The organism is Streptomyces sp. TS71-3 (assembly GCF_018327685.1).
GTDB lineage: Bacteria > Actinomycetota > Actinomycetes > Streptomycetales > Streptomycetaceae > Streptomyces.
On sequence record NZ_BNEL01000003.1, the window covers coordinates 3,726,730 to 3,751,409 of the forward strand.

18 protein-coding genes are annotated in these 24,680 nt (G+C 71.4%); 7 read left to right on the forward strand and 11 right to left on the reverse strand.

Annotation, left to right across the window (positions count from 1 at the left end; translation table 11 throughout):
* The first annotated feature begins 137 nt into the window (after window positions 1-137).
* Together Sm713_RS39765 and Sm713_RS39770 are read left to right on the forward strand one after the other, a co-directional pair.
* Complete coding sequence (locus Sm713_RS39765) at window positions 138-872, forward strand: TetR/AcrR family transcriptional regulator (protein WP_212914780.1); 735 nt, start codon at window positions 138-140, stop codon at window positions 870-872.
* A complete protein-coding gene (locus Sm713_RS39770) occupies window positions 869-1,864 on the forward strand; it encodes a pyridoxal-phosphate dependent enzyme (protein WP_212914781.1) in 996 nt (331 codons plus the stop codon). The genes Sm713_RS39765 and Sm713_RS39770 overlap by 4 nt, the downstream gene beginning before the upstream one ends.
* 45 nt (window positions 1,865-1,909) lie before the next feature.
* On the opposite strand, the gene Sm713_RS39775 is transcribed toward Sm713_RS39770, so the two are convergent.
* From Sm713_RS39775 to Sm713_RS39790, 4 genes are all read right to left on the reverse strand, one after another.
* A complete protein-coding gene (locus Sm713_RS39775) occupies window positions 1,910-3,061 on the reverse strand; it encodes an ABC transporter ATP-binding protein (RefSeq protein ID WP_212914782.1) in 1,152 nt (383 codons plus the stop codon).
* Window positions 3,062-3,077: 16 nt separating this feature from the next.
* On the reverse strand, window positions 3,078-4,835 hold the full coding sequence (locus Sm713_RS39780; RefSeq protein WP_249416976.1) for an iron ABC transporter permease: 1,758 nt from the start codon (window positions 4,833-4,835) through the stop codon (window positions 3,078-3,080).
* A gap of 64 nt (window positions 4,836-4,899) precedes the next feature.
* Entirely contained in the window at window positions 4,900-6,024 is a 1,125-nt protein-coding gene (locus tag Sm713_RS39785; protein WP_212914783.1) for an ABC transporter substrate-binding protein, read from the reverse strand.
* A gap of 266 nt (window positions 6,025-6,290) precedes the next feature.
* The gene (locus tag Sm713_RS39790) at window positions 6,291-7,079 is read right to left on the reverse strand and encodes an NAD(P)H-dependent oxidoreductase (protein ID WP_212914784.1); all 789 of its coding nucleotides are present in this window, start codon (window positions 7,077-7,079) and stop codon (window positions 6,291-6,293) included.
* A 99-nt stretch (window positions 7,080-7,178) separates the two neighbouring features.
* Here Sm713_RS39790 and Sm713_RS39795 point away from each other — a divergent pair, with 99 nt between their 5' ends.
* Window positions 7,179-8,192 carry a helix-turn-helix domain-containing protein gene (locus tag Sm713_RS39795; RefSeq protein WP_212914785.1) on the forward strand — a complete coding sequence of 338 codons (1,014 nt, stop codon included), beginning with the start codon at window positions 7,179-7,181 and terminating at the stop codon, window positions 8,190-8,192.
* Between the two features lie 142 nt (window positions 8,193-8,334).
* Here the strand turns inward: Sm713_RS39795 and Sm713_RS39800 are convergent, their stop codons facing one another.
* Genes Sm713_RS39800 through Sm713_RS39810 form a run of 3 tightly spaced genes read right to left on the reverse strand, consistent with a single transcriptional unit; the run spans window position 8,335 to window position 11,911 of the window.
* Window positions 8,335-9,960 (reverse strand): ABC transporter substrate-binding protein, encoded by a 1,626-nt coding sequence (locus Sm713_RS39800; protein ID WP_212914786.1) that lies wholly within the window; start codon window positions 9,958-9,960, stop codon window positions 8,335-8,337.
* Between the two features lie 35 nt (window positions 9,961-9,995).
* Window positions 9,996-10,934: a carbohydrate ABC transporter permease gene (locus Sm713_RS39805; protein ID WP_212914787.1), complete on the reverse strand. Its 939-nt coding sequence runs from the start codon at window positions 10,932-10,934 to the stop codon at window positions 9,996-9,998.
* Window positions 10,931-11,911 carry a sugar ABC transporter permease gene (locus Sm713_RS39810; RefSeq protein ID WP_212914788.1) on the reverse strand — a complete coding sequence of 327 codons (981 nt, stop codon included), beginning with the start codon at window positions 11,909-11,911 and terminating at the stop codon, window positions 10,931-10,933. The genes Sm713_RS39805 and Sm713_RS39810 overlap by 4 nt, the downstream gene beginning before the upstream one ends.
* A 325-nt stretch (window positions 11,912-12,236) precedes the next feature.
* Here Sm713_RS39810 and Sm713_RS39815 point away from each other — a divergent pair, with 325 nt between their 5' ends.
* Window positions 12,237-14,192 (forward strand): heparinase II/III family protein, encoded by a 1,956-nt coding sequence (locus tag Sm713_RS39815; RefSeq protein ID WP_212914789.1) that lies wholly within the window; start codon window positions 12,237-12,239, stop codon window positions 14,190-14,192.
* Window positions 14,193-14,265: 73 nt separating this feature from the next.
* Here Sm713_RS39815 and Sm713_RS39820 read toward each other — a convergent pair whose 3' ends face one another.
* The 4 genes from Sm713_RS39820 to Sm713_RS39835 all read right to left on the reverse strand — a co-directional run bounded on the left by Sm713_RS39820 (window position 14,266) and on the right by Sm713_RS39835 (window position 20,277).
* On the reverse strand, window positions 14,266-16,776 hold the full coding sequence (locus Sm713_RS39820; RefSeq protein ID WP_212914790.1) for a glycoside hydrolase family 2 protein: 2,511 nt from the start codon (window positions 16,774-16,776) through the stop codon (window positions 14,266-14,268).
* 120 nt (window positions 16,777-16,896) lie between these two features.
* The gene (locus Sm713_RS39825; protein WP_212914791.1) at window positions 16,897-18,267 is read right to left on the reverse strand and encodes a sugar ABC transporter substrate-binding protein; all 1,371 of its coding nucleotides are present in this window, start codon (window positions 18,265-18,267) and stop codon (window positions 16,897-16,899) included.
* Window positions 18,268-18,379: 112 nt separating this feature from the next.
* Window positions 18,380-19,309: a carbohydrate ABC transporter permease gene (locus Sm713_RS39830; protein ID WP_212914792.1), complete on the reverse strand. Its 930-nt coding sequence runs from the start codon at window positions 19,307-19,309 to the stop codon at window positions 18,380-18,382.
* A gap of 11 nt (window positions 19,310-19,320) precedes the next feature.
* Window positions 19,321-20,277, reverse strand: a complete 957-nt coding sequence (locus Sm713_RS39835) for a carbohydrate ABC transporter permease (protein WP_212914793.1) — start codon at window positions 20,275-20,277, stop codon at window positions 19,321-19,323.
* Window positions 20,278-20,904: 627 nt separating this feature from the next.
* Between Sm713_RS39835 and Sm713_RS39840 the strand changes: the two genes are divergently transcribed.
* The 3 genes from Sm713_RS39840 to Sm713_RS39850 all read left to right on the forward strand — a co-directional run bounded on the left by Sm713_RS39840 (window position 20,905) and on the right by Sm713_RS39850 (window position 24,486).
* Window positions 20,905-21,873, forward strand: a complete 969-nt coding sequence (locus Sm713_RS39840; protein WP_212914794.1) for a DUF5996 family protein — start codon at window positions 20,905-20,907, stop codon at window positions 21,871-21,873.
* A gap of 488 nt (window positions 21,874-22,361) precedes the next feature.
* The gene (locus Sm713_RS39845) at window positions 22,362-23,258 is read left to right on the forward strand and encodes a cyclopropane-fatty-acyl-phospholipid synthase family protein (protein WP_212914795.1); all 897 of its coding nucleotides are present in this window, start codon (window positions 22,362-22,364) and stop codon (window positions 23,256-23,258) included.
* A gap of 175 nt (window positions 23,259-23,433) precedes the next feature.
* Window positions 23,434-24,486 (forward strand): hypothetical protein, encoded by a 1,053-nt coding sequence (locus Sm713_RS39850; protein WP_212914796.1) that lies wholly within the window; start codon window positions 23,434-23,436, stop codon window positions 24,484-24,486.
* Window positions 24,487-24,680: the final 194 nt, after the last annotated feature.

The following is a 24,680-nucleotide window of genomic DNA, read 5'->3' on the forward strand; positions in this document are numbered from 1 at the left end:
GAAGAAATCTGAACAGCAACGCATTCAGATTTACGTACTGAAAAGTAGGGAAGGGCCGCCTGCTCCACAAGACCGGGGACACGCCAAAATTGGCCACCGAGGCATGGGGAGAAGGCCGAGCAGACAGGGGGAGGCCCGTGGCGGGCAGACTCAGGGCGCCGACCCGCCGCTACGGCGGCAGGTCGGCCGAGGAGCGGCAGGCCGAGCGGCGCCGCCGCTTCCTGGACGCGGCACTCCAGCCTTTCGGCAGCGCCCCCGGCTACCGGGGCACGACCGTCGCGGCGCTCAGCGAGGCCGCGGGCCTGTCGACCCGGCAGTTCTACGAGCAGTTCCGCACCCTGGAAGACGTGCTCGCCGCGCTGCACCTCCAGGTCAACGACTGGGCGGAGCAGGCGGCACTGGCCGCCCTCGCAGGCGCCGGGGACCTGCCGCTTCAGGAGCGCGCCGCCGCTGTCTTCCGCGCCTACGCCGCCGACGTCACGGGTGATCCGCGCCGCATCCGCATCACCTTCGTCGAGATCATCGGCGTCAGCCCCCGGATGGAGCGCCGCCGCCTGGCGCGCCGCTCCCGCTGGGTCGACCTCATCTGCGCCGCGGCCGAGCAGGCCGCCGCCCAAGGGGAGGCCGCCCCCCGCGACTACCGGCTCGCGGCCACCGCCTTCATCGGCAGCGTCAACGGCCTGCTGCACGACTGGAGCGCGGGGTGGGTGGAGGCCACGCTCGACGAGGTCGTCGACGAGCTGGTCCGCCAGCTCCTCGGCATCCTGCGCCCACCGGGCTGGCGGCCCCGCGCACCCCGGCCCGCCGCCCGCCCCGGAGCCGTTGCAGACTGTTCACCGAGTGCCCCGACCGGCAAGGACCCCCGCCCATGAACACCGCACCCGCCGCCTCCGGATCCCCGTCCCGCGTACCGCTCGGCACCTGGCCGACGCCCGTGGAGCCGCTCCCGAGGCTCGCCGCCGAGCTCGGCCTCGGCCCCGAGGACCTGCTGGTCAAGCGTGACGACCTCACCGGCCTCGGCGGGGGAGGCAACAAGGTGCGCAAGCTGGAGTGGACCGTGGCCGCCGCGCTCACCGACGGCGCCGACACGCTGGTGACCACCGGGGCGCCGCAGAGCAACCACGCCCGGCTGACCGCGGCCGCCGCCGCGCGCCTCGGCCTCGCCTCCGTGCTCGTCTTCCCCGGGACCGCGGACGGCTCCCGGTCCGGCAACCTGGTCCTGGACGGCCTCTTCGGGGCCCGCATCGTCTGGTCCGGCGCATCCGGCCGGGAAGCCCACGACAGGGCCGCCGCGGACGTCTGCGAGCGGCTGCGGGAGGAGGGCGCGCGACCGGCGCTCATCCCCTTCGGCGGCTCCAGCGCACTCGGCGCGCGCGGATACGTGCGCTGCGGGCAGGAACTGCTGGAGCAGGTCCCCGACGCCCGGACGGCGGTCGTCGCCGTCGGCTCCGGCGGAACCATGGCCGGACTGGTGGCCTCCCTCGGAACGGAGCGCGTCCTCGGCGTCGACACCGGAGCCCTCGACGACCCGGTCGGCGTGATCCGGTCCTTCGCCGCCGGCCTGACCTCCGAGCCCCTCGGGCCCGACCGCATCCGGGTACGGGGCGACCAGGTGGGCGCCGGCTACGGCACCCTGACCGAGCCCGTCAAGGCCGCCCTCGAACTGGCGGCGCGCACCGAAGGCGTCGTACTGGACCCGATCTACACGGGGCGCGCCATGGCGGGCCTGATCGCCGCCGTACGCGAGGGCGCGATCCGCCCCGGTGAGCGGACCGTCTTCGTCCACACCGGCGGCATGGCGGGCCTGTTCGGGCACCCGGACGCCGTCGCGTTCGGCGAGGGCCTCGTGCGGGCCGGCGGCTGAACGGGCGGCCGGTCCACGGCCGCCCGTCCGCCGCACGCGCGGGGGCTACCCGGCCGGTACCAGCGTGACCTTCGACGGGTCCACCGACAGATGCACCGCGGTACCGGGCTCGATGGAGCGCGTCGGATGGCACCGGATGCGCATCTCCCGCTTGCCGACGCGGACCACATGGTCGACGGCGTCTCCGAGGTACGCCCGGGTCAGCACCTCGCCCTTCCACTGGTTGACCGCCTCGGCGCTCTCCTCGGTGGCGATGTCCAGGGCCTCGGGCCGTATGGACAGCAGCACGTCGGTGCCGGAACCGGGTGGTACGGCGGGCCCGCTGGTCCCGCTCTCCGTCCGGCAGACCAGCCGGCCGTCCGGGGTGTCCACGGCCACCTCGTAGCCGCGCACCGAACTGACCACGCCGGCCACGAAGTTGGAGGTGCCGATGAACTCGGCGACGAATTTCGTCGCCGGCCTGGTGTAGATCTCCCGCGGGCTGCCGATCTGCTCGATCGCGCCCTCGTTCATCACCGCGATCCGGCTCGACATCACCAGCGCCTCGGACTGGTCGTGCGTGACGTACACGGCGGTCAGGCCGAGTTCGCGTTGCAGCCGCTTCAGCTCGAAGCGCATGCTCTCCCGCAGCTTGGCGTCGAGGTTGGACAGCGGCTCGTCGAGCAGCAGCAGTTCCGGCTGCACGACCAGCGCCCGGGCGAGTGCCAGACGCTGCTGCTGGCCGCCGGAGAGCTTGGTGGCGGGGCGGGACGCGTAGGCCGACAGCTCCGTGACCTCCAGCAGCCGCGCCACCCGCTCCCCGATCTCCGAGCGGCCGGGCCTGCGCCCGCGCGGCAGCACGTCCAGCGGGAACGACACGTTCTTCGCGACGGTCATGTGCGGCCAGATGGCGTACGACTGGAACACCATGCCCAGCGCACGGCGGTTCGCGGGGACGCTCACCCGTCTCACCGCATCGAAGAGGACCCGGTCGGAGAGGGTGATCCGGCCGCGGTCCGGCATCTCCAGTCCCGCCACCGAGCGCAGGGTCGTGGTCTTGCCGCACCCCGAGGGACCGAGCAGCGTGAACAGCTCGCCGTCCCGCACCTCGAAACTCGCGCCCCCGACCGCGTGGACGCGGGCGCCCTCCGTACCGGACCCCCGCCGTCCGCGCGCGGCGGAGCCGTAGCTCTTCACCAGGTTGTCCACGATCAGCATGTCCCGTTCCTCCGGGCTAGTTGGCGGTGTCGGACTTCAGGCCCGTACGGGCACCGAGGCGCTGGGCGAACAGGACCAGGACGACGAGGATCAGCACCATGCAGACGCCGAGCGCCGCGAGCGTGGTGAGCTGCCCGTTCTCGAACTGCTCCCAGATGAGCACGGAGAGGACCTCCGTGCCGGGGCTGTACAGCAGGATCGTGCTGGACAGCTCGCGGAAGGACACGACGAGGATGTAGATCCATCCGGCGATCAGCCCGCTGCTCGCCAGCGGCACCAGGATCCGCCGGAACGTCTGCCACCACGACGCGCCGAACACGGTGGCCGACTCCTCCAGCTCGCCCGACATCTGGGTCATGGCGGCCGTCGCGTACCGCATGCCGTAGGGCAGGTAGCGGGTGCAGTACGAGATCAGCAGGATCAGGAGCGTCCCGTAGATCGGCAGCGGGACCCTCAGATAGACGAACGCGAGCGCGAGGCCCAGCACGAGTCCGGGGATGACGATCGGGGTGAACGCCAGCAGGTCCAGCAGCCGCCTGCCGGGGATCCGGGTGCGCACCACGGCCCAGGAGACCACGGCGGCCAGCGCCATGACGATGGTGGCCGCGCCGACGCCGAGGATGAGCGAGTTCTTCAGCGCGGTGGCGGCGAGCGGCAGGTGGAGCACCGTCGAGTAGTTCTCCAGCGACATGCCGCGCAGCGCCTTCATCGACGGGGTCGTGTACGTCTTCAGCAGCGACGCGTAGACGAGGACCGCGACCGGCAGCACCACCGTCAGCAGGAAGTACAGCACCACACCGGCGCCCACCCAGGGCCGGGCCCGCCCGAGGGCCACCGGCTGCGGGCGGAACGCCTTGCCGGTCACCGTCTGGAACGAGCGCCCGCCGCGCCCCAGCCACGACGACAGCAGCACCCCGACGACCGCGATGGCGAGCAGACCCACCGCATACGCTCCGGCGCTGCCGTAGTCGATGGGATACGACCGCAGCACGAAGTAGATCCGGCTGGTGAACACGTAGATGCCGTTCTGGAGCCCGAGCAGGCCCGGCACCTCGAAGCTCTCCAGGGACTGCACGAACATCAGCAGCGCCGCCGACATCAGCGCGGGCCGCATCAGCGGCAGGGTGACCCGGCGCAGCACGGTCAGCCGGGACGCCCCCGACATCGCGGCGGACTCCTCCAGGGAGGGGTCCATGCCCCGGAACGCGGCCACCATCAGCAGGAACGCCACCGGGGCGAGATGCAGCCCCTGCACCCAGACCATGCCCCAGACGGTGTACACGTCGAAGGGGCTCGCTCCGAACAGCGGCTTGAAGAAGAGGGTGTTGACGAGCCCGATGGACGGGTCGCCGAGGAAGATCCAGGCAGCCGCGTACAGGATGCCCGGCACGATCAGCGGGACCAGGGACGCCGCGAAGAGCAGCCCCTTGAACGGCAGGTCGGTGCGGACCTGGAGGTAGGCCAGCACGGTTCCCACGACGAGGGCGAACGCGGCCGCGCCCACGGCGAATTCCAGGGAGTCCAGCATCATCCGGCCGGCCTGGGCGTTGCCGCCGTATGCGCGTCTGAACGCGTTGAGCGACAGGCCGTGGTCGCCGACGAAGGTGTCGTGCAGGAGGTAGCCGAGCGGGACGAGGGCGAGGAAGCCGACGACCAGCATGGCACCGCCCACGACGAGGATCTGGGGCGAGAGCAGCCGGCGCAGGCGGGCCGGCTCGTCGGACACCGGAACCGGCATCGAGGGCCCGGCGGACAGGTCGGTCGTGACGGTCACATGATCACCTCAGGGTGCGCAGGAGCGTGCGGAAGGAACGTGGGGGCGGGAGGGGGGAACCGGGTTACGAGCCGTCCGCCAGGACCCCGCGCAGTTGCTCGTCGTACCGCTTGTCCCAGGAGCCGCTGGAGGTGGCGAGGGTCTTCACGTCGAAGGGCACGAGGTTGAGGCCCTTGAGGCTGGTGTCGCCCGGCACCTTCGTCGACGGCGTCATGCGCTGGGAGACCAGGACCTTCTGGCCCTCGTTCAGCATCCAGTCGTAGAACAGCCAGGCGGCCGCCGGGTGCTGGGCGCCCTTGAGCATGCCGACGCCGTTGGGGCGCGGGAAGGCGGGGATCGGGTTGGTGCCGTCCGGCAGCCGGTACGAGACCGGGGCGCCCTTCGCCTCGGCCTGCTGGGTGATGTACGTGTAGTTCATCGAGTCCAGCGGCGTCTGGCCCGCCCCCAGCAGCGACATGATCGTGGTGTGGCCCTTGGTCACCTTGCCGTTGGCGACGATGCCCTTCCAGAGCGCGTCGACCTGCTGCCGGGACTTGCCGTGCGTCAGCCAGTAGTGCGAGACGTTCTCGTACCAGTCGCTGTCCGTGGGCTCGAGGGTGAGCTTGCCCCGGTACTTCGGGTCCGCCAGGTCCTCCCAGCTGTGCGGGATGTCGGCGCTCTTGACGAGGTCGGTGTCCCAGGCCGGCAGGAAGACGTTGAACCGGTCGGCGGTCCAGCCCTTGAAGCGGCCCGAGAAGGGGACCTTGGCGAGGCCCGGTCCGCTGTAGTCGGCCAGGATGTTCTGCTCGCCGAGCTCGGTCATCTCCAGGAAGTCGCTCTCCACCGCGTCGGCGTCCAGCTTCCTCGCCTGCGACTCCTGGAAGATGCGCTGGAGGATCGTCTCGGAGTTGGCCCGGAACATCGAGATCTTGAGTCCGAACTGCTTCTGGAACTTCTTCTGGACGACGGCGGCGACGTTGTCGGTCAGCGATGTGTAGACCTTCAGCGTCCCCTCGTCCTTGGCCAGTTGCACGGCTTTGGCACGCTGCTGCGCCCGCGGTCGTGACTGGATGTCGTCGTACACCTTCTGCGCCGCCTGGGAGGAGACGTCGGCCACTCGGATCTGGCCCGAGTCGGCCGCGCCCGCCCCGCAGCCGGTCACGAGCAGAAGAGAGAAAACGCAGGCCACGCCGCACGTTCGGGTCCGCATTGCCCTTCCTTTCGGCCAGATCTGCTGTCGCGCGTCTAGCTGTCTTACCATTTGCCCTTTCAGGCGGGAAGGGGGTGCGCACGGCCTTTGCCGCCGGAAGGGGGCGGTGGAAGGGCCCTGGCGGCGTCAGGCGCCAGGGTGGACGGCCGGGAGTCGGTGGGCGGGCAGATGGCGCCGGGACGGGCGCCGGCCCCGTCCGCTCGCGTCGGTGACGGAGCGGGCGGGGCCGGTGCGGGGAACGGGCCGGTAGGGGCGGTGCGTGCAGGTCAGTCGCGAGGGCGGTGGTGGAGGTCAGAGCCGGCCGCGCCGGGCGTCTCCGCGCCGGCCCGCAGCCGCATGTCATGGCCGTAGTCACCGCCGTCGAGCCGCCGGAACGGCACCGGCTCGTCGGTGAACAGCCCCTGGAGCCGGGCGCGGTACGCCTCCTTGGCCGCCGCGAATCGCTCGCCGGACATGTCGGCGGTCTCGTACAGCACGAACGGCTGAAGGGGCGCCATGCCGGTGAACCAGAACAGGCCGTGCTGGAGGGGGTGGAGGAGGTCCTGGAGCCGGCCGTGGATGCCCCGGTCGGAGAACGCGGTCCCCCGGGCGCCCGCGGTCATCGACACCAGGGCGCGCCGACCGGCCAGCGTCCCCTCGCTGTACGGCGGGGGCAGCGTCGGACCGTGGGCGAACCCGAAGGTGAAGACCCGGTCGATCCAGCCCTTCAGCAGCGCGGGCACCGAGAACCACCACATCGGGAACTGCAGGATCACCGCGTCCGACCACAGCAGCTTCTCCTGCTCCGCCGCGATGTCCGGCGCCAGCCGCCCGGACAGGGTGGCCGCGCTCTGCGCCGCCAGCACGTCCAGCCGCCGGTCCGGGGCGTGGCCGGAGAAGTCGTCGGCGTCCACGGCCGCCTTCCACTTCATCGCGTACAGGTCGGAGACCTGCACCTGGTGGCCGGCCGCACGCAGTTCGCCGGCGGCGAAGGCGGTCAGGGCGGCGTTGAGCGAACGGGGTTCCGGGTGGACCGAGACGAGAAGGACGTTCTTCCTCGGTGTGGCTTCTGTCATGGCGTCACGCTCTCCCGGGCGCCGAGGGGGGAGCCAGAACCCCGTTCGACCGGTGGAACCCGGATCCTGGTACTGCGCGGACCACCCATACTGGAGCTCATGGAGACCGTGGACCGCCTCGAACGCACGACAGGCCCGGGTGGCCGCGGCCCGAACGCCGACGGCGGCGGAGCGGCGGGCACCGGGAGTACCGGCGCCGACGACCGGGCCCCGCGGACGCCGGGCCACGGCGGCACGCCGGCGGTCGACGGGTTCGGCGACGCCCGGCGCGCGCTCGGCAGCTTCCTGAAGGCCCGCCGCGGACGGGTCGCGCCGGAGCACGTGGGGCTCACGGGCGGCCGCCGCCGGCGGGTGCGGGGCCTGCGCCGCGAGGAGCTCGCCCAGCTCGCCGGGATCAGCGTGGACTACTACGTGCGCCTCGAACAGGGCCGCGCCACCCAGCCGTCCCACGAGGTGCTGGAGGCACTGGCCGGGGCGCTCGGACTGGACGCGGCCGAGCGCCGGCACCTCGCCACGCTGACCGCCGACCGCAGCGGCCCCACGCCCAGCGCCCGCGTGAGCCCGCTGCTGCGGCGGCTGATGGCCGCCATGACGGGCTTGCCCGCGTTCGCCACCAACCACCGGCTCGACGTGGTGGCCTGGAACGCGCTGGGCGCCGAGCTGATAGGCGGCCTGACCGAGCCGGTCCGCCGCGACTCCAACCAGGCCAGGTTCCTCTTCCTCGACCCTGCCTCCCGGAGCCTGTTCCCCGACTGGCCGGAGAGGGCGGCGGAGGCCGTCGGCATGCTGCGGGTCTCGGCGGGCCGCTTCCCCGACGACGCCGAGCTGGCGGCGCTCCTCACCGAGCTGTCCGCGCGGAGCGCCGAGTTCCGGCGGATCTGGGACACCGGCGAGGTCGTGATGTGCGGCGCGGGCCGCAAGCGGCTGCGGCACCCCGTGGCCGGGCTGCTGCACCTGGACTTCGAGACCCTGCACGTGCCGGTCGCGCCCGGGGAGACCGGCCTCGTCGTGCACGTCTTCAGCGCCGAGGAGGGCAGCGCGGAGGCCGCCGCCCTCGCCCGCCTGGCCGCGACGGCACCGGAGCCGCCCGGCCCCGGGCCCGGTGCCGGCTGAGGCGGCGGCCGCCGCGGACCCGGGCCGGGGTCCTGGCGTGCCCCGTACCTGCACTCAAGTGCCCCTGAACGGCGGACCGGCGCGGCGAGCCCGGGCGCGACCGGCACCTGCACGCGCCGAACCGCCCGGGCGCTCCCGGCGTTCACGCGTGCAGGCTCTCCCAGTACTTCTCGTACTCGGCACGCATCTTGTCGCCGACGGTCCTCCGCCAGTTGCGCACCGCGTCCTGGAACTCGCCCCAGTCCGTGTTGCCCCGCATGTAGCCCTTCAGCGGCCCCTCGATGAGGTTGTCCTTCGCCGTGCCGCCCAGCGTGACGTCCGTCTCCGAGTAGAGGCCCTCGGCGGCGTTCGGCACCAGCACGGCGACGGCCCGTTTCTGGAAGTCGTGCTGCCGGCGCACGACGCCGGGATCCTGGGGGTAGTAGAGGCTCTGCGGGGCGTCGGTGGTGAACGCGGTCGGCAGGCCGGAGTCGAGGGTGCCGGAGGGAGTCGGGATCGGGTCGGAGCCCTTGTAGGCGAAGTCGTGGCCCCGCACACCGAACTTGCGCAGCAGGTAGTGGTCAGTGCCGAACGGCGAGGCCAGCAGGTTGAACGCGCGGAGTATCTGCTCGATCCGCTCCTTGGGTGCCTTCTTGACGGCCAGGATCGCGTAGTTGGAGAGGCCGGACCAGTGGCTGCCGGGCCCGCCGTCGAAGCCCGGCGCGACCATCGCGTCGACGTCGAACTTAGGGCTGGTGGCACCGTACTGCGTCAGGTAGCCGTTCCAGCCGGTCTGGCCGTCGTAGTTGATGGCGATCTGGCCGTTGCCGAACCAGTCCTTGAACTTTCCCTGGGTCGTGAAGCCGTCGGGGTGCACCGTCTCGGCCCTGACCAGCTGGCGCATGGCGTCCAGGGCCCGGTGCATGATGTCGCTCTCCTCCATCCACCAGGTGAACCGACCGCCCCGCTCACGCCAGAGGTTGGCGCCGTGCAGCATCTCCAGGACGAAGTACAGGGTCACGACCGGATCGCCGTTGGCGTACCTGGCGTGCCGCGGATCGGAGAGGTCCTTGCACAGCTTCAGGAACTCCCGGAAGTCGGCCGGATGCGGGTCGAGGCCCTTCTGCCGGAGGATGTCGGCCCGGTAGAACATCGCGGAGCCGCTGTTGAGCCGCGGCATCGGCAGCCCGTACAGCCCGCCCGCGTAGACGGTGGTGCGCCAGGAGGCGGGCGGGATGTTGGCGAGGTACGGGTACTCGCGCACCGCGCCGCCTGACAGGTACGGGGACAGGTCCTCGCAGAGCGCGTGGAGCATCGGCGGCTGCTCGGGGGCCGTGGGCAGGACGAGCATGGCGTCGGGCAGCTGCCCGCCGGCGACCGTCAGCGAGAACTTGGTGGGGTAGTCCGCGACGGGCACGATCTCGTAGTCGAGCTCCGTGCCCACGCTCTCGTTGAGCCCCCGCCAGAGCGGGTTCTTCGCGGCCGGCGGCGGCACCGGCAGGAACGTCAGCGTCATGATCCGGATCGGCGGGCCCTCGGCGGGCGGGCCGCCGGGGGACGCCGGCACCGGATCCCGGGGGTAGTGGTAGTACCCGGCGAGCACGCCCGCGTCGGTGGCGGGCAGGTCGGCGTGGACGCCCCTGTACGGGACGTGGTCGGGCAGCCGCACGTCCTTGTTGTCGGCGAGGGGCACCGCGGGCCCCCCGTCGCCGCACGAGGCGAGGCCTGCCGCGGCTGCTGCCCCGAGCCCCGCGCCGAGCAGGTTTCTGCGGGTGAGGTACGCACCCATGGACCAGCACTCCTTACTCTTCCGCCGGACGCGGATCAGCCCTTGACCGCGCCGATCATCACGCCCTTGCCCATGTGCCGCTGGAGGAAGGGGTAGATGACGACGATCGGGAGGATGGACAGGACGAGGATGGCAGCCTGGAGGGAGACCGTCGGCGGGAGGACGGCCCCCGGGTCGGCGGTCTGGCCCTGGCTGATCGCGGCGTTGTTGACGACGTAGGTGCGCAGCACGAGCTGCATCGGCCACTTGGCGGAGTCGTTGATGTAGACCATCGCGTTGAAGAACGCGTTCCAGTACGACACCGCGTAGAACAGTCCGATCACCGCGACGGACGCCTTCGACAGCGGCAGCACCACCCGCGTCAGGATCCGCCACTCGCCGGCGCCGTCGATGCGCGCCGCGTCGATCAGTTCGGCGGGCAGGCTCGTGAAGAACGACCGCAGCACGATCACGTTGAAGGCGTTGATCATGGTGGGCAGGATCAGCGACCAGTAGCTGTCGATCAGGCCGAGCTCCTTGACCAGCAGATAGCTCGGGATCACACCGGGCACGAACAGCAGCGAAAGGACGAGCAGCAGCAGGACCGGCCGGTGCCCCCAGCTCCCCGGCCTGCTGAGGCCGTAGGCGAGGGAGATCGACGCGGCCAGGCTGAGCGCGGTGCCGACGACGGTGATGCCGACGCTGACCAGCATGGCCCGCGAGACCAGGCCGCCGCCGAGGATGGCCCGGTAGGCTTCGAACGTGGGGTGGTCCGGCCACAGCACGTACCCGCCCGTCTCGTTGATCTGCGCCGCGCCGGCGAGCGAGGTCGCGAGCACCGCCAGGAACGGGATGGCCACCAGCAGCACGCACGCCAGCAGGATCAGGGACTTCAGCGCACGCCAGGGCGCCGATCCCGGCGTCTCGCCGGGTATCGAGCTGTACGCGCGCCGGGGCTTTCGGCGCACCGGGTGCGCGGGGGACAGGGTGGTCATGCGCGGTAGACACCTTCCTCGCCGAAGAGATGGGCGACCTTGTTGGCGCCGAGCACCAGCGCCACGCCGACCAGGCCCTTCACCAGGCCGACGGCCGCGCTGACGCCCCACTGACCGGCGACGAGGCCGTTGTTGTACACGTAGGTGTCGAGCACCTCGGTGGTGCTCTTGTCGAGCCCGGTCTGCTGGAGCACGATCTGCTCGAAGCCGACGCTCAGCGCGTCGCCGAGGCGGAGGATGAGCAGCAGGACCACCAGGCCCCGCAGGGCCGGCAGCGTGACGTGCCAGGTCTGCCGCAGGCGGCTCGCGCCGTCCACGGCCGCGGCCTCGTAGAGGTCGGTGTCGACGCGGGAGAGCGCGGCGAGGAACAGGATCGTGCCCCAGCCGGTGTCCTTCCAGATGACCTGGGAGGTCAGCACCTGCTTGAACAGGTCCGGGTTGCCGATGATGCTCCACTCGCCCAGCTGGTGTGCCTGGAGGAAGACGTTGAGCAGTCCGCCGTTGCCGAGCATCTGCTGGAAGACGGCGACCACCACCACCCAGGACAGGAAGTGCGGCAGGTAGAGGATGTTCTGGATGCTCCGCTTGATCCGCTCGCTGACCAGGCTGTTCAGCGCCAGCGCCAGCAGGATCGGGGCGGGGAAGACGAACACCACCTGGATGAGCGTCAGCTCCAGGGTGTTGACCAGCGCGTGGAGGAACGCGGGGTCGCCGTCGAACAGGATCCGGAAGTTGTCGAACCCGCTCCAGCGGCTGTGCATGATGCCGACGAACGGCTGGTAGTCCTGGAACGCGATGACGTTGCCCAGCAGCGGCACGTAGTGGAAGAGCAGCACCACCACGGTGCCGGGCAGCGCGAACCAGAACAGCGCCTTGTCCCTGCGACCGCGTTTCGCCTTCCGGGCACGCCGGCGGCCGCCGCCCTCGGGCGGGCCCGCTGTGTCCGGTCGGGGGACCGGATGGTCGAGCGTCGTCATCGTGAAAGCCCTTTCGCAGAGACACGGGCGTCTCCGGCCGCAAGCGGCCCGGCGGGGGTCATGTAAATCCAATGGATTGCGATACGTCAATGCTTCTGGCACGTAAACGCGTTCGCGCGATCCATTGCGAACGGCCCTCTGGCCGGAGAGTATGTGGAAAGCGCGTTCTTCCGGAGTGTGGCCGGCGTGGCGGCGACGGCTGGGCGACGCCCCGCAGCGGCGTCCGGCACCCACTTGTTGGCCATTAAATACATTTACAGTTGGCCGCCTGCTATGCCCGCCCGTCCCCGGAGCCCACGATCCGACCCCGCATCAGGGAGGACAGATGCAGCCGTCCCAGGCTCCCGCACCCGACCATCCCGGCTCCGCATCCGGCGGCCGGCTGGCCGGCTTCTTCCCGCCCGAGCTCGTGGCGGCCCGCATGCCGGCGATCGGGAAGTGGACCCCCGTGCCGCCGGCCGGGGACCGGGACGCCTGGCGGCCGGCGGACGGGGTGCGCGAGCGGGTCCTTGGCGCCGCGGCGGCCCCGCTCGGCGAGCCCTGGCCCGCCCTTCCGGCCGGCCTGTTCGCCCGGTTCGCGCGCGACGGCGACCGCTCCGCCCACCAGAGCCCGGTGGCCGCCCGCCGCGCCCGGCTCGCGAGGGCCGTGCTCGCCGCCGCGGTGGCCGGCGACGGCGCGGAGCCGTTCCTCGAAGAAGTGATGGACGGCGTCTGGGCGCTCTGCGAGGAGACCACCTGGTGCTGGCCGGCCCACGACTTCCGCGTGCTCGGCGAGCCGGGCACCCTGCTCCCGGACCCCGAACGGCCCACCCTGGACCTGGGAGCAGCGGGCACCTGCGGCCTGCTCGCGCTCACCGACGCGATCACCGGAGACGCACTCGACCGGCTCGACCCGATGGTCCGCCGCCGGCTGCGCCACGAGGTCTCCGACCGCGTCCTGCGCCCCTACATGGAACGCGCCGAATGGGGCTGGTTCGACGGCAGCACCGCCAAACTGAACAACTGGAACCCCTGGATCCACTCGGACCTGCTGCTCGGCACCGCGCTCACCGTTAAGTCCCCGGAACGCCGCCTCGCGCTGGTGGGCCGCATCATCGAGGGCCTGGACAACTACCTCGCCGCACAGCCGGCGGACGGCGGGTGCGACGAGGGCCCGCACTACTGGTGGCGGGCCGGCGCCAGCCTCTTCGAGTGCCTGGAGACCCTCACCTCGATGCTCGGCACCGACGCGGGCGTGTTCGGCCATCCGCTGATCCGTGCCATGGCGCGCTACCCGCTGGCCATGGGGATCGGCGACGGCTGGGTCGTGAACTTCGCGGACGGCCCCGCCCGGCTGAGGGAGACCACCCCCGCGGTGCTGCACCGCTACGGCCGGCGCACCGGACAGCCCGACGTGAGCGCCCACGCCCGAGCCCTGCGCGGTGACGACGACGCCGTCCTGCCCGGCGAGGGAGCCCCGTTCGACCTCCGCCGGGTCCTCGACGCCCTCTTCGACCCCGAGTGGCGCACCGCGCCGCGGACCGGCTTCCCGCTGCCCGCGGGCACCTGGCTGCCCGACACCCAGGTCCTCGTCTCCCGGGCCGCGGGCGGCTCCCGCAAGGGCCTGCTGCTGGCCGCCAAGGGAGGCACCAACGACGAGAGCCACAACCACAACGACGTCGGCTCCTTCATCGTGGCGCTCGACGCCCGGCCGCTGATCGTCGACGCCGGCGTCGGCACCTACCGCAAGGAGACCTTCAACCGCGACCGGTACACCATCTGGTCGATGACCAGCCCCTACCACAACCTGCCCGTCGTGAACGGCGTGGCGCAGGCCGCCGGACCACCGTTCCGGGCCGCCGAGGTGGCGGCACGCACCGGCGCCGGAGCCGACGAGCTCACCCTCGACATCGCCGGGGCCTATCCGGACGAGGCCCGCCTGCGTTCCTGGACCAGGACGCTCCGGCTGGTGCGCGGCCCGGACGAGCACGTGACCGTCGACGACGCCTGGTCCAGCGAGGGCACGCCGTCGTCCCTCGCACTTCACCTCCTCGTGAGCGGCGACCTCACCCTCGACGGCACCGGCTCGGCGACGGTCACTCCCGCCCGCGGCCGGGGCGTCGGCGTCGCCTGGGACGCCACCGCCTTCAGCGCCAGCGCCGAGGCCGTCGCCCTGGACGACCCGGTGTTCACGCGGGTCTGGGGGCCGGCGCTGCACAGGCTGGTCCTCACCGCGCTCCGCCCGCCCCGCGACGGGAACCACCGGCTCACCGTGCGCCCGCTGCCCCCGGGCGACGGGTGACGGCCACCGGGTTCCGGGACCCCGCGGCGCCGGGCCCCGGCCCGCACGACGCTCCGGGGCCCCGGCGCCATGCTCAGCCCCGAGAGGCAGGCTCCGCCGCCTCGCCCACCGTGAACAGCGCCGCCCGCACCGCCTCGGCATCCGGCGCCGGCCAGCCCGTCACCCTGATCACGGCGCTCTCGCCGGGCAGCAGGGTCAGCACGCCGCGATCGGCCGCGGCCGTGGGCGCCAGCCGGTCGGCCTGGAGCAGCAGGTCCCGCAGCAGGGTGTGCGCCCGCACGACCACGACGGCAGCGCCCTCCGCCGTGTCCTCCGCGTACGTCGCGTCGGCCTCCACCAGCTCGACGTCGTAGCGGGGCTCCGGGTAGGCGAACGCCAGGTCCCGTACGGGGAAGTGGACGGCGCGCAGCCCTTCGGCGTCGGCCACCAGGTACTCGGCGCCTGACGCGGCGTCCGGGACGGTGGCCGCGGGGAGCGGCGCCACGCCGACGGTGCGGGCCGCGGCCGGCACCGTCAGCTCCTCGTCGGCGATCAGCGCCCCGTCCGCGGAGAGGCGCCGCAGGCGCACCCGCGGCTCCCAGTCCCGCCCGGACTGGTTGACGGCGCACACCACCGGGCGCCCCTCGCGTACCTGCACCGTCAGCAACCGGTCCGCGTACAGCCGGCGCAGCTCGTGCCAGAGCGGCTTGAGCCGGCCGTCGCCGTCGACGGCGGCCCACGAGGTCACCGGCCAGCAGTCGTTGAGCTGCCAGACGACGGCTCCGGCACACGTCGGCCAGTGGGAGCGCCAGTGCTCCACGCCGGTGGCCACCGCACGGACCTGGTTCACCTGCATGAGGTAGTGCCAGCGGTCGAAGTCGTCGTGGGGCACCTCGAAGTGGCGGGCGAGGCCGCGCTCCAGCTTGCCGTTGCCGTCCTCCGCCTTCTGGTGGTGCAGCATCCCCGGCGAGTCGGAAGCCGGCTCCTCACCGGGCAGGGCACGGCGCAGCGTCGCGTACGCGGGCGGGGCCTGCCAGCCGAACTCCGCCACGAACCTCGGGGCGCTGTCCAGGTAGTCGGTGTAGTCGGTCTGGTTCCACACCTCCCACAGGTGGGTGCAGCCGTGCGCCGGGTCGTCGGGCTCGTGGTCCCAGGAGCCGGACCACGGGCTGCCGGCCCAGTAGGGGCGGGTCGGGTCGGTCTCGGCGACGACGCGGGGGAGCAGGGCCAGGTAGTAGCCCTCTCCCCAGGTGTCGCCGGCGAGTTGCTCCTCCCAGTCCCAGAGGCGGTAGACCCACAGGTTCTCGTTGTTGCCGCACCACAGCACCAGGCTCGGATGCGGCATGAGACGGGCGACGTTCTCGCGCGCCTCGGCCTCCACCTCGGAGCGCAGCGGCTGCTGCTCGGGATAGGGCGCACAGGCGAAGAGGAAGTCCTGCCACACCATCAGGCCGAGCTCGTCGCAGACGTCGTAGAAGTCGTCGCTCTCGTAGATGCCGCCGCCCCACACCCGCACCAGGTCCACCCCGGCCCGAGCGGCCTGCGTGAGCCGGTCGCGGTAGCGCTCCGGGGTGAGACGGGACGGGAAGACGTCGTCGGGGATCCAGTTGACGCCGCGGGCGAAGACGCGCTCGCCGTTGACGGCGAACGTGAACGCGGTGCCGTGCTCGTCGGCGGAGGTGTCCAGCAGGGCCGTGCGGAAGCCGATCCGCCGGGACCAGGTGTCGAGCGCGACCCCGCGGTCGTCGAGGAGCGTGACCCCGCAGTCGTACAGCGGCTGCTCGCCGTACCCGCGCGGCCACCACAGGTCCACCGAGGGCACGTCGACCACCGCCACCGCCGTGTCACCGTCGAAGGCGACCTCCGCGGTGTGCTCTCCGCCGACCTGCACAAGAGCCCTCAGCGGCGCCCCGGTGGCCGAGGAGGTCCGCTCCACGTCGAGCCGCACCTCCACGCGGCCCGCCGACCCGTCCACCGTGACGAGGGGCCGCACCCGTGCCAGCCGGGCGGTCGACCAGTGCTCCAGGCGCACCGGGCGCCAGATGCCGGCGGTGGGCAGGGACGGGCCCCAGTCCCAGCCGAACGAGCAGGCCATCTTCCGCAGCACGGACGGCGGCTTCGGATACGCCTCCAGCCGGGCACCGAGCCGTTCGCGCGCGGCCTCGGCCGCGGAGTGGGCGGAGGTGAAGCGCACGCAGAGCGCGGCGCCGGCGTCCAGGCGCCCGGTCACGTCGAACCGGTACCCGCGGTGCATGTTCTCCGTCCGGCCGATCAGGCGGTCGCCGAGGCGGATCTCGGCGACCGTGTCGAGCCCGTCGAAGACCAGGTCGGTGCGCTCGTGCGGGCTCTCCTGGGCCGGCACGGCCAGGTCGTACTGCCAGTCGGACCGCGCGACCCACTCCACCAGCAGCTCGTTCTGCCCGATGAACGGGTCCGGTATCCGGTCCGCGGCCAGCAGGTCGGTGTGGACGCATCCGGGGACCTGCGCCGGCAGGGCCTCTGCTCCGTGGCGCAGCGTCCATCCGTCGGCGAGCGGGACGACGTGCTTCCCGCCGGCGAGCGGGACGGCGTGCTTTATGGGTCCGGTGTGGTTCTGCGTGCTCATACCTGTCCGTGTGTGGTCGGGGTGGTGCTCATGGTGTCCGTCGTGCGGCGGGGTGGCGCTCGTGCCGCCGGGGGCGTCGTGGCGGTGGCGTCGTGTGCTGCCGCAGGCCGCCGGCGCGCGCTACTGCTGTGCCGTGAGGAGTTTCCGGCTCTCCTTCGCCATCTGGGGGAAGACGTCGTCGTCCCGGTCGTGCGCGAAGAACTGCTGGAGCAGCGGGAGAAGGCTGCCCTGCAGGGCGGTTCCGTTGGCGTAGGGGATGTTCGGGAGGAGCTGCCCGCCCTGTTCCTGGGCCTGGAAGACCGACAGGTCGACGCCCTGCCCGGCCATCGCCCGTACCGAAGAGTTCACCGCGGACGGGATGGACGGCAGGAAGGTGCCGGTGCGGGACGCCGGGGTCTGGCACGCGGCGGATCCCATGTAGGAGACCCACTCCCAGGTGAGCTCGGGGTGTCTGGTACCGGACCAGATGGTGTTGCCGTTGGCGTTGCTGACCTCCGCGCGCCGGCCGGTGGGACCCTGCACGAGCGGCCCGACCCCGACCTTGGTGCCCGGCAGCTTCAGGAGGGTCCCCGCCTCCCAGGAACCGCCCTCGTAGACCGCGATCTTCCGGGAGCCGAGGAGCTGCGACCCGCTCGGCGCGTTCCCCGCGGAGGTGAACTGGCCCGCGGTGGGCGCGAACCCCTTGTCGGTCAGCCGCCGGAAGTAGTTCATGGTCGCCACGAAGCGCGGATCGTCGTACGTGAACTCGGTCGGCCAGTTCCCGGTGTTGCCGATCCGCCACCCCAGCGACGACGCGAACGGACGCCAGGTGGTGAGCCCGTTGAAGTCCTGCCCGAGCGGCCCCATGGCGCCGATCCCGTACACGGCGACGTGCCGCTTGTCGAAGCCGGCCTGATCGCCGCGGACCCCGCGCCGGTCGACGGTGAGGTGGGCGACCAGCTTCTCGAAGGTGCCGCCGTCCTTCGGGTTCCAGGTGAGGTGCTCGACGTCGGCGGGTGTGTAACCCGCCTTCCTGAGCATGTCCTCGTTGTAGTACATGGCCGCGGACGCCCAGTCCATCGGCAGCCCGTACTGCTGCCCGTCGCTGTACTTCCAGTCGTTCACGCCGACGGAGAACCTGCTCATGTCGAACCCGGACTTCCTGATCAACGGGTCGAGCGGCATGAGCTGCTTCAGGGACGCGTACTGCTGGAGGTACTGGACGCTGTTCATGAACGCGTCCGGTGCCGTGTCGGCGACGAAGCCGGAGAGCAGCTTGGTGAAGTAGTCCGTGGAGTCGTACTGCGTGATCTTCACCGTGACACCCGGGTGCTGCTTCTCGAAGGCGTCCGCGCACTCCTGGTACGCCACGGCCTGCTTGTCGTCCCAGGTCCACCAGTTGACGGTGGTGCCGCCGCCCGAGCCGGCGCCGGCACCGCAGCCGCTCGCCACCGCCGTACAGGCGAAGGCTGCTGCTGCGGCGGCCAGCCGGCGGCGGAGCCGTGTCGTCATGGTCGTCCCTTCTCAGTGGGTCGAGCGATGGGGGCGGGATCCGGGCGCGACCGGTGCCGGACGGCGGGATCGGCCGGGCCGGATGGCCGCGCCGGGGGCGCCCGGTGGCCCGCTATTTGATGCCGGTGAAACCGATGGAATCGACGATGCGCCGGCCGAACGCCATGAAGAGGGCCAGCATCGGCAGCGCCGCGATCAGCGTCGCCGCCATCAGGCCGGCCCAGTCGGGCGCGGCCTGCGGGGAGGACTGCTTGAACACGCCGAGGGCCAGCGTGAGGGGCCGGGCGTGGTCGTTGTTGCTGACGAGCAGCGGCCAGAAGTACTCGTTCCAGGTGTTGATGAACGTCAGCAGCGACAGCGTCGCGATCGGCGCCGCCGACATCGGCAGCGTGATCCTGAAGAAGATCCGCAGCCGGCCGGCGCCGTCCATGATCGCGGCCTCTTCCGTCTCGCGGCTCAGCCCGAGCATGAACTGCCGCAGGAAGAAGACGTTGAACGCGGAGAAGAAGGCGCCGGGCAGGATCAGGCCGGTGAACCCGTTCAGCTGGTGGACGTCGCGGATGAAGACGAAGTTCGGCAGCAGCGTGAGGATGGTCGGCACCATCAGCGCGCTCAGCAGCACGTTGAAGACGGCGTCGCGACCCCTCCAGCGCAGCCGCGCGAAGGCGTACGCGGCGGCGGCCGAGCAGGAGACCACCAGCACCGTCTGGACGGTCGCGTAGATGATCGAGTTCCGCAGGTACAGCGGAGTGTCCAGGGAGGCGCCGGAGCCGCCCTGCGCCTGGGCCTGCGCCCGCGAGGCCAGCCCCAGGGCGCGTTCGAAGGCGCCCCAGGTGAAGTCGACCGGCAGCAGCGACGAGGGGCTGCTCGGCAGTTGGAGGTTGTTGGACAGGGCGGTGCGCAGGATCCAGTAGAACGGGAAGACGGTGACGGCGAGCACGACGACGAGGTACGCCCAGGCGAGCACGCGGCCCGGGGCGGGGCGCCGCCGGCGGCCGGCTATCGCGGCGGGGCGCGGCAGGGGTGTGGTGGCGGAGGTCATGGACGGGCTCCTCAACTGAGGTCGGACTCGCCGGCGCGCGCCAGCCGCATCTGGGCGTAGGTGACGGCGACGAGCAGCACGAAGAGCGCGAGCGACATCGTCGAGGCGTAGCCGAAGTCCAGCTCGCCGAAGCCCTTGCGGTAGATGTACATCTGCAGCACCAGCGACGCGTTCGCGGGCCCGCCCTGCGTGGTGACCTGCACGATGTCGAAGACCTGGAACGATCCGACGACGGTCAGCACCACGACCATGACCAGGATCGGCCGGAGCAGCGGCACGGTCAGCCTGCGGAACATCTGCATCTCACTCGCGCCGTCCAGGCGGCCGGCCTCGTAGACGGTGGGGGGTATCGTGCCGAGCCCGGCGAAGATCAGAACCGCGTTGTACCCGAGGGACTTCCACACGCTGACGGCCGCCAGCGACGGCACGGCCCAGGCGCCGTCACCGAAGAACAGCGGATGCAGCCCGGTGACCTTCTCGATGACCTGGCTGACGATGCCGAGTTGGGGATCGAGCATCCACTGCCACACCAGCGCGGTGACGACTCCGGAGATCAGGAACGGAAGCAGGATCAGGCCGCGCACGACGGTCGACCGCGTCAGCCGGTGCATGACGACGGCCGTGAGCAGCGACAGCAGCACGCCGAAGACCACGGACAGTGCGACGAAGTAGACGGTGACGCCCAACGAGTGCCAGAACACGCCGTCGTGGAGCAGCTCGTCCCAGTTGGCGAGGCCGACCCAGCGCGCGGGGACGAGGATGTGGAACGACGTGAAGCTGTAGTACACGCCGCGTGCGGCCGGGTAGGCGAAGAACACCAGGAATCCGGCGACCGCGGGAGTGATGAGCAGCCAGGCCAGCCGCGCGTCACCCCGGTGGTGGACGGCCGGCGGGGCGGAGCGCCCTCGTCTTCGGCCCGGAGCCGCACCACCCGGGCCCGCCTGCCGGTCGTTCACGATCTGCGCCACAGCACACTCTCCCGGATGGCTACCTGACGGCGTGAGGGTGCTCCACCGGGTTCGCGGTGCACGGCGCGTGGCGCCGGGCCGGTCCACCGTGGTGGCGGCTCGGGGGTGCGGGAGCCGGGTGCCAGCACGGCGCGGTAGCCGTCGTGCGGCGGCGCGCCGGCGCGAGCGGCCCGTCAGGGACCCTCGCCTCGGGGAAGCAGGGTGACCGTATGCAGGGGCTCTTGGGCTGGTCAATCCATCGGCCCGTTTTTATTAGTAAATTACTGTCAGAGGTGGAGGGGTGGGCGGCGGGGGAGTGGATCTCCCGCTGTCGCCGGTCGCCGGTCGCCGGTCCCCGGTCGCCGGTCGCCGGTCGCCGGTCGATGCCGGGGCTGGGGCTGAGGTGTCGAGTCCTGATGGGCCATTCGGGTGATGGGATGGCCGGCGCACGGGAAACGAAGGGCCCGAGTTGCCGCGGTGGTGGGCAGGGGCGAGCCTGCTGGAGGGGCCAGAGCAGGTCCGGCACGGGGGCGGGGCGGCGAGGCGACGATGCCGGGCCTCTGTCACGCGACACTGGCCGGGGCCCCTCCCCGGGGCCGGAGCAGCGACGACGTCGGCTCAGGAGGCAGACCGGTGACATCCCAGACCATGTCCACGAGTCAACCGTGGCCCCGGCTCCGCGTAGCGGACTGGACCGCCACACGGGACACCCTGCACATGTGGACGCAGATCGTCGGCAAGATCCGGCTGGCCCACGCACCCCTGGTCAACCACTGGTGGCAGGTCACCCTGTACGTCAGTCCCCGGGGACTGACCACCTCCGCCATCCCCCACCGCGGCGGAGCCTTCGACGTCGAGTTCGACTTCGTCGACCACCGGCTGCGCATCCGCAGCAGCGACGGTGCGGCCCGTGAGATCCCCCTGGAGTCCAAGACGGTGGCCAGGTTCTACCGGCAGACGATGCACGCCCTCGACGAGCTTGGCATCGAGACACCCATCCGGGCCCGGCCGAACGAGGTGGAGCCGGCGATTCCCTTCGCGGAGGACGACCGGCACGCCTCCTACGATCCCGAGGCCGCCCAGCTGTTCTGGCGCCAGCTCGTGGACGCCAACCGTGTCATGGGGCATTTCCGCTCCCGTTTCGTCGGCAAGGTCAGTCCCGTGCACTTCTTCTGGGGCGCCATGGACCTGGCCTGCAGCCGCTTCTCAGGCCGCTCCGCCCCGCGCCACCCCGGCGGCGCGCCCCACTGCGGGGAGTGGGTGATGGTGGAGGGCTACTCGCAGGAACTGAGCAGCTGCGGCTTCTGGCCCGGCGGGGGCGACGAGGGAGCCTTCTACGCCTACGCCTACCCGGAGCCCGAGGGCTTCGCCGAGAGCCCCGTCACCCCGTCCGAGGCCTTCTACAGCAGGGAGAACGGGCAGTTCCTGCTGCCGTACGAGGCGGTCCGCACCGCGAGCGATCCCGACGGCGCGCTCATGGGGTTCCTGCAGTCCACCTACGAGGCGGCCGCGGAACGAGGGCACTGGGACCGGTCGGCGCTGGAGGACGACCCGCGGCGGTGGGACCACGTGGACCCCGTGCGGCGGTGGGAGTACCGGCGCGAGGAGGTGGGTTGACGGGGCTCGGGCGGGGCGGTGCGCTCGGTTCCCGGCGGCTCATCGGGCTTCCGTGCCTTGCGAGTCGGGGGGGCGAGCCGGGTGGAGGAGTTCGGCGCCGAGGCGGTCGACGTGGTCGCGGCGATGGGTGAAGGGCGCCCGGTCCGGCCTGCGTTCGACTTGAGGCGTGGACGCCCTTCAAGAGGTACTTTACGTAGGTACTGCTGCTGATATGACGTCTTGTTACCCGATCGGGTGATCATCGGATCGAGTGATTGTGGTGTCAGGAATGCTGTCGATCCATGACCCCATGGCGGGATGGTCGGCCATCGAAGGACGGGCGAAAGGATCCGTGAGCCGCTGACAAGGCATCGGTTCGACGCGGGGCAGGGCGTCCTGGACGGAGATCGCTCTCGGGCGCCGCCGCGTGTGAACCCGGTTCAAGTGAGCGCTGAGGGTGGCCGTTTCTCGCTCTCCTCGGAGGCGGGGTACGACGCTACCGTAATCGCATGGTAGCGGACGAATTCCCTGTAAGCGCACAGACCGTCCCTTCACAGACCGCCCCCACACCCGAGGAAGTCGGCAAGTCGTACGACCTGTTCGGCGACCTCTATGGCTTGATTCTCGGTGACTCGGCCATCCACGTCGGCATGTGGGTGCCTCCGGGGGCGCGCACTTCGACCTCGACTCTCCGTGATCTGGCCAACCTTGCGATGGACCGCCAGACCGACCACTACATCGGTGCTCTGGGCCTCGGCCCGGAGGATCACCTGCTCGACATCGGCTGCGGTACCGGCGGGCCCGCGGTCCGGCTCGGCCGTGCGAGCGGCGCACGGGCGAGCGGGATCACCGTGAGCGGTTCACAGATCGCCCTCTGCGCTCAGAGAGCCCGGGAGGCGGGTCTCGCGCAGCGGGTGTCCTTCGCCCTGGGCGACGCGATGGATCTGGGCGCGGAGCATGCCGACGGGGCGTACGACGCGGCCTGGGCCATCGACTCGTTCGCCCACATGTCCGACCAGCCGGCCGCGTTCCGCGGCGCCTGGCGCGTGCTGCGTCCCGGCGGACGGCTGCTGGTCACGGAGTTCACGCGGCGCGGCGAGCCGAGTGCCGAGCAGCTCGCGGTCTGGCGCGCGGTGTGGACGTCGCTGCCGCCCGAGACACCTGCCACTGTCCTGGAGTGGACGGAGCAGGCAGGTTTCGAGCTGGAGGGCCTGGAGAACCACAGCCGGAGCATGGGGGTCACCGGCGACATCATGGATCTGCTCTACCACGACCACCACGAGCGGATCCTGGCCCGCTACGGACCCGAGGCGACGGCGGAGATGGACGCCGTCATGCCCCAACTGCGCGAGTTCATCCGCGACCACGTCGGCTACCACGTCTTCCTGCTGCGCAAGCCGGAGTGAGCGACGCGCCGAGAGCAGGCGTGCGCCGGCACGGAACCGATCACCGGGCCCCAGGGGCCATCGAGGCGACGGCGGGATGCGCACCCGGAAGCCGGGATCGGCGCCGTCGGGCGCAGGTAACGGGCGGATGGCTGGGACGATGGAGATCTTGTTCTCGTCATCCGGGGGTGTACCTGTGAAGGTCGGAGAGGCACGTTCCGCTGCGGTCCGTTGGGTCGTGCAAGAGGCGCGGCCGGCGATGGCGTACCGGGGCGCGTACTTCAGCGGCTCAACCGTCGGGCTGTCGGAGGAGGACGAGCTGCCGCCCTCCTCCGATGTCGACGTGGTCGTCGTCACGGCCTCGGATGCCCCGCCGGTCAAACCGGGGAAGTTCCGCTACGAGGGCGTCCTGCTGGAGGTCACCTACCAGCCCTGGGCCGAGGTGGACTCCGTGGAGAACGTCCTCGCCTCCTATCACCTGGCCGGACCGTTCCGCACCGACACGGTCATCGACGACCCGACCGGCGGTCTCGGTGAGCTGCGGACATACATCGCACCGCGGTTCGCCCTTCGGCCCTGGGCTCGCCGCCGATGCCTGGATGCCCGCCAGCGGATCGAGACCCGCTTGGCGGCGCTCGATACGTCGGCACCGTTTCACGAACAGGTGACGGGGTGGCTGTTTCCCACTGGTGTGACATGCCACGTGCTGCTCGTCGCGGCCTTGCGCAATCCCACGATCCGGTTGCGCTATCCGGCCGCGCGCAAGGTCCTGACCGACTACGGCCATCTCGACCTCTACCCCGAGCTCCTCGACCTCCTGGGCTGTGGGCACCTGCCCGCACGACGCGTGCAGCATCATCTGCGCGAACTGGCCGCGACGTTCGACGCCACCACCCAGGTGGCGAGGACACCGTTCTTCTTCAGCAGCGACATCACCGCCGCCGCACGTCCCATTGCCGTGGCCGGAAGCCAGGCCCTGATCGATGCCGGCGACCACCGGGAGGCGGTCTTCTGGATCATCGCGACCTTCGCTCGCTGCCACACCATCCTGGCCACCGACGCTCCCCGGCTGCATGAGTCCCTCGCTCCGGCCTTTCATGCGGCACTCGCCGACCTCGGCATCAGCGGTACCCGCGACCTGCTCGACCGGGCCGAAGCGGTCGCCCGGTTCCTGCCCCGGCTGTGGCTCGTCACCGAGGAGATCCTGGCCGGCAACCCGGAGATCACCGAAGAGCGGCAAGAGCCGTGAGCGGGCTGACCGAGGTCGCTTGCCGGACTGACGCGTTGTCGGGGGTTGTTCGGTTGCTGGCTCGGCCAGGAAGTAGTCGGGACCATGATCCGTGAGGAAGGCGGCCGGCCGGCGCACATACCCCCTCCACCGGGCACGGTGGGTGTCCGCTGGAGGTGGATGTGCGCCGGAGGCGTGAACAGGGTTTTGGCGCG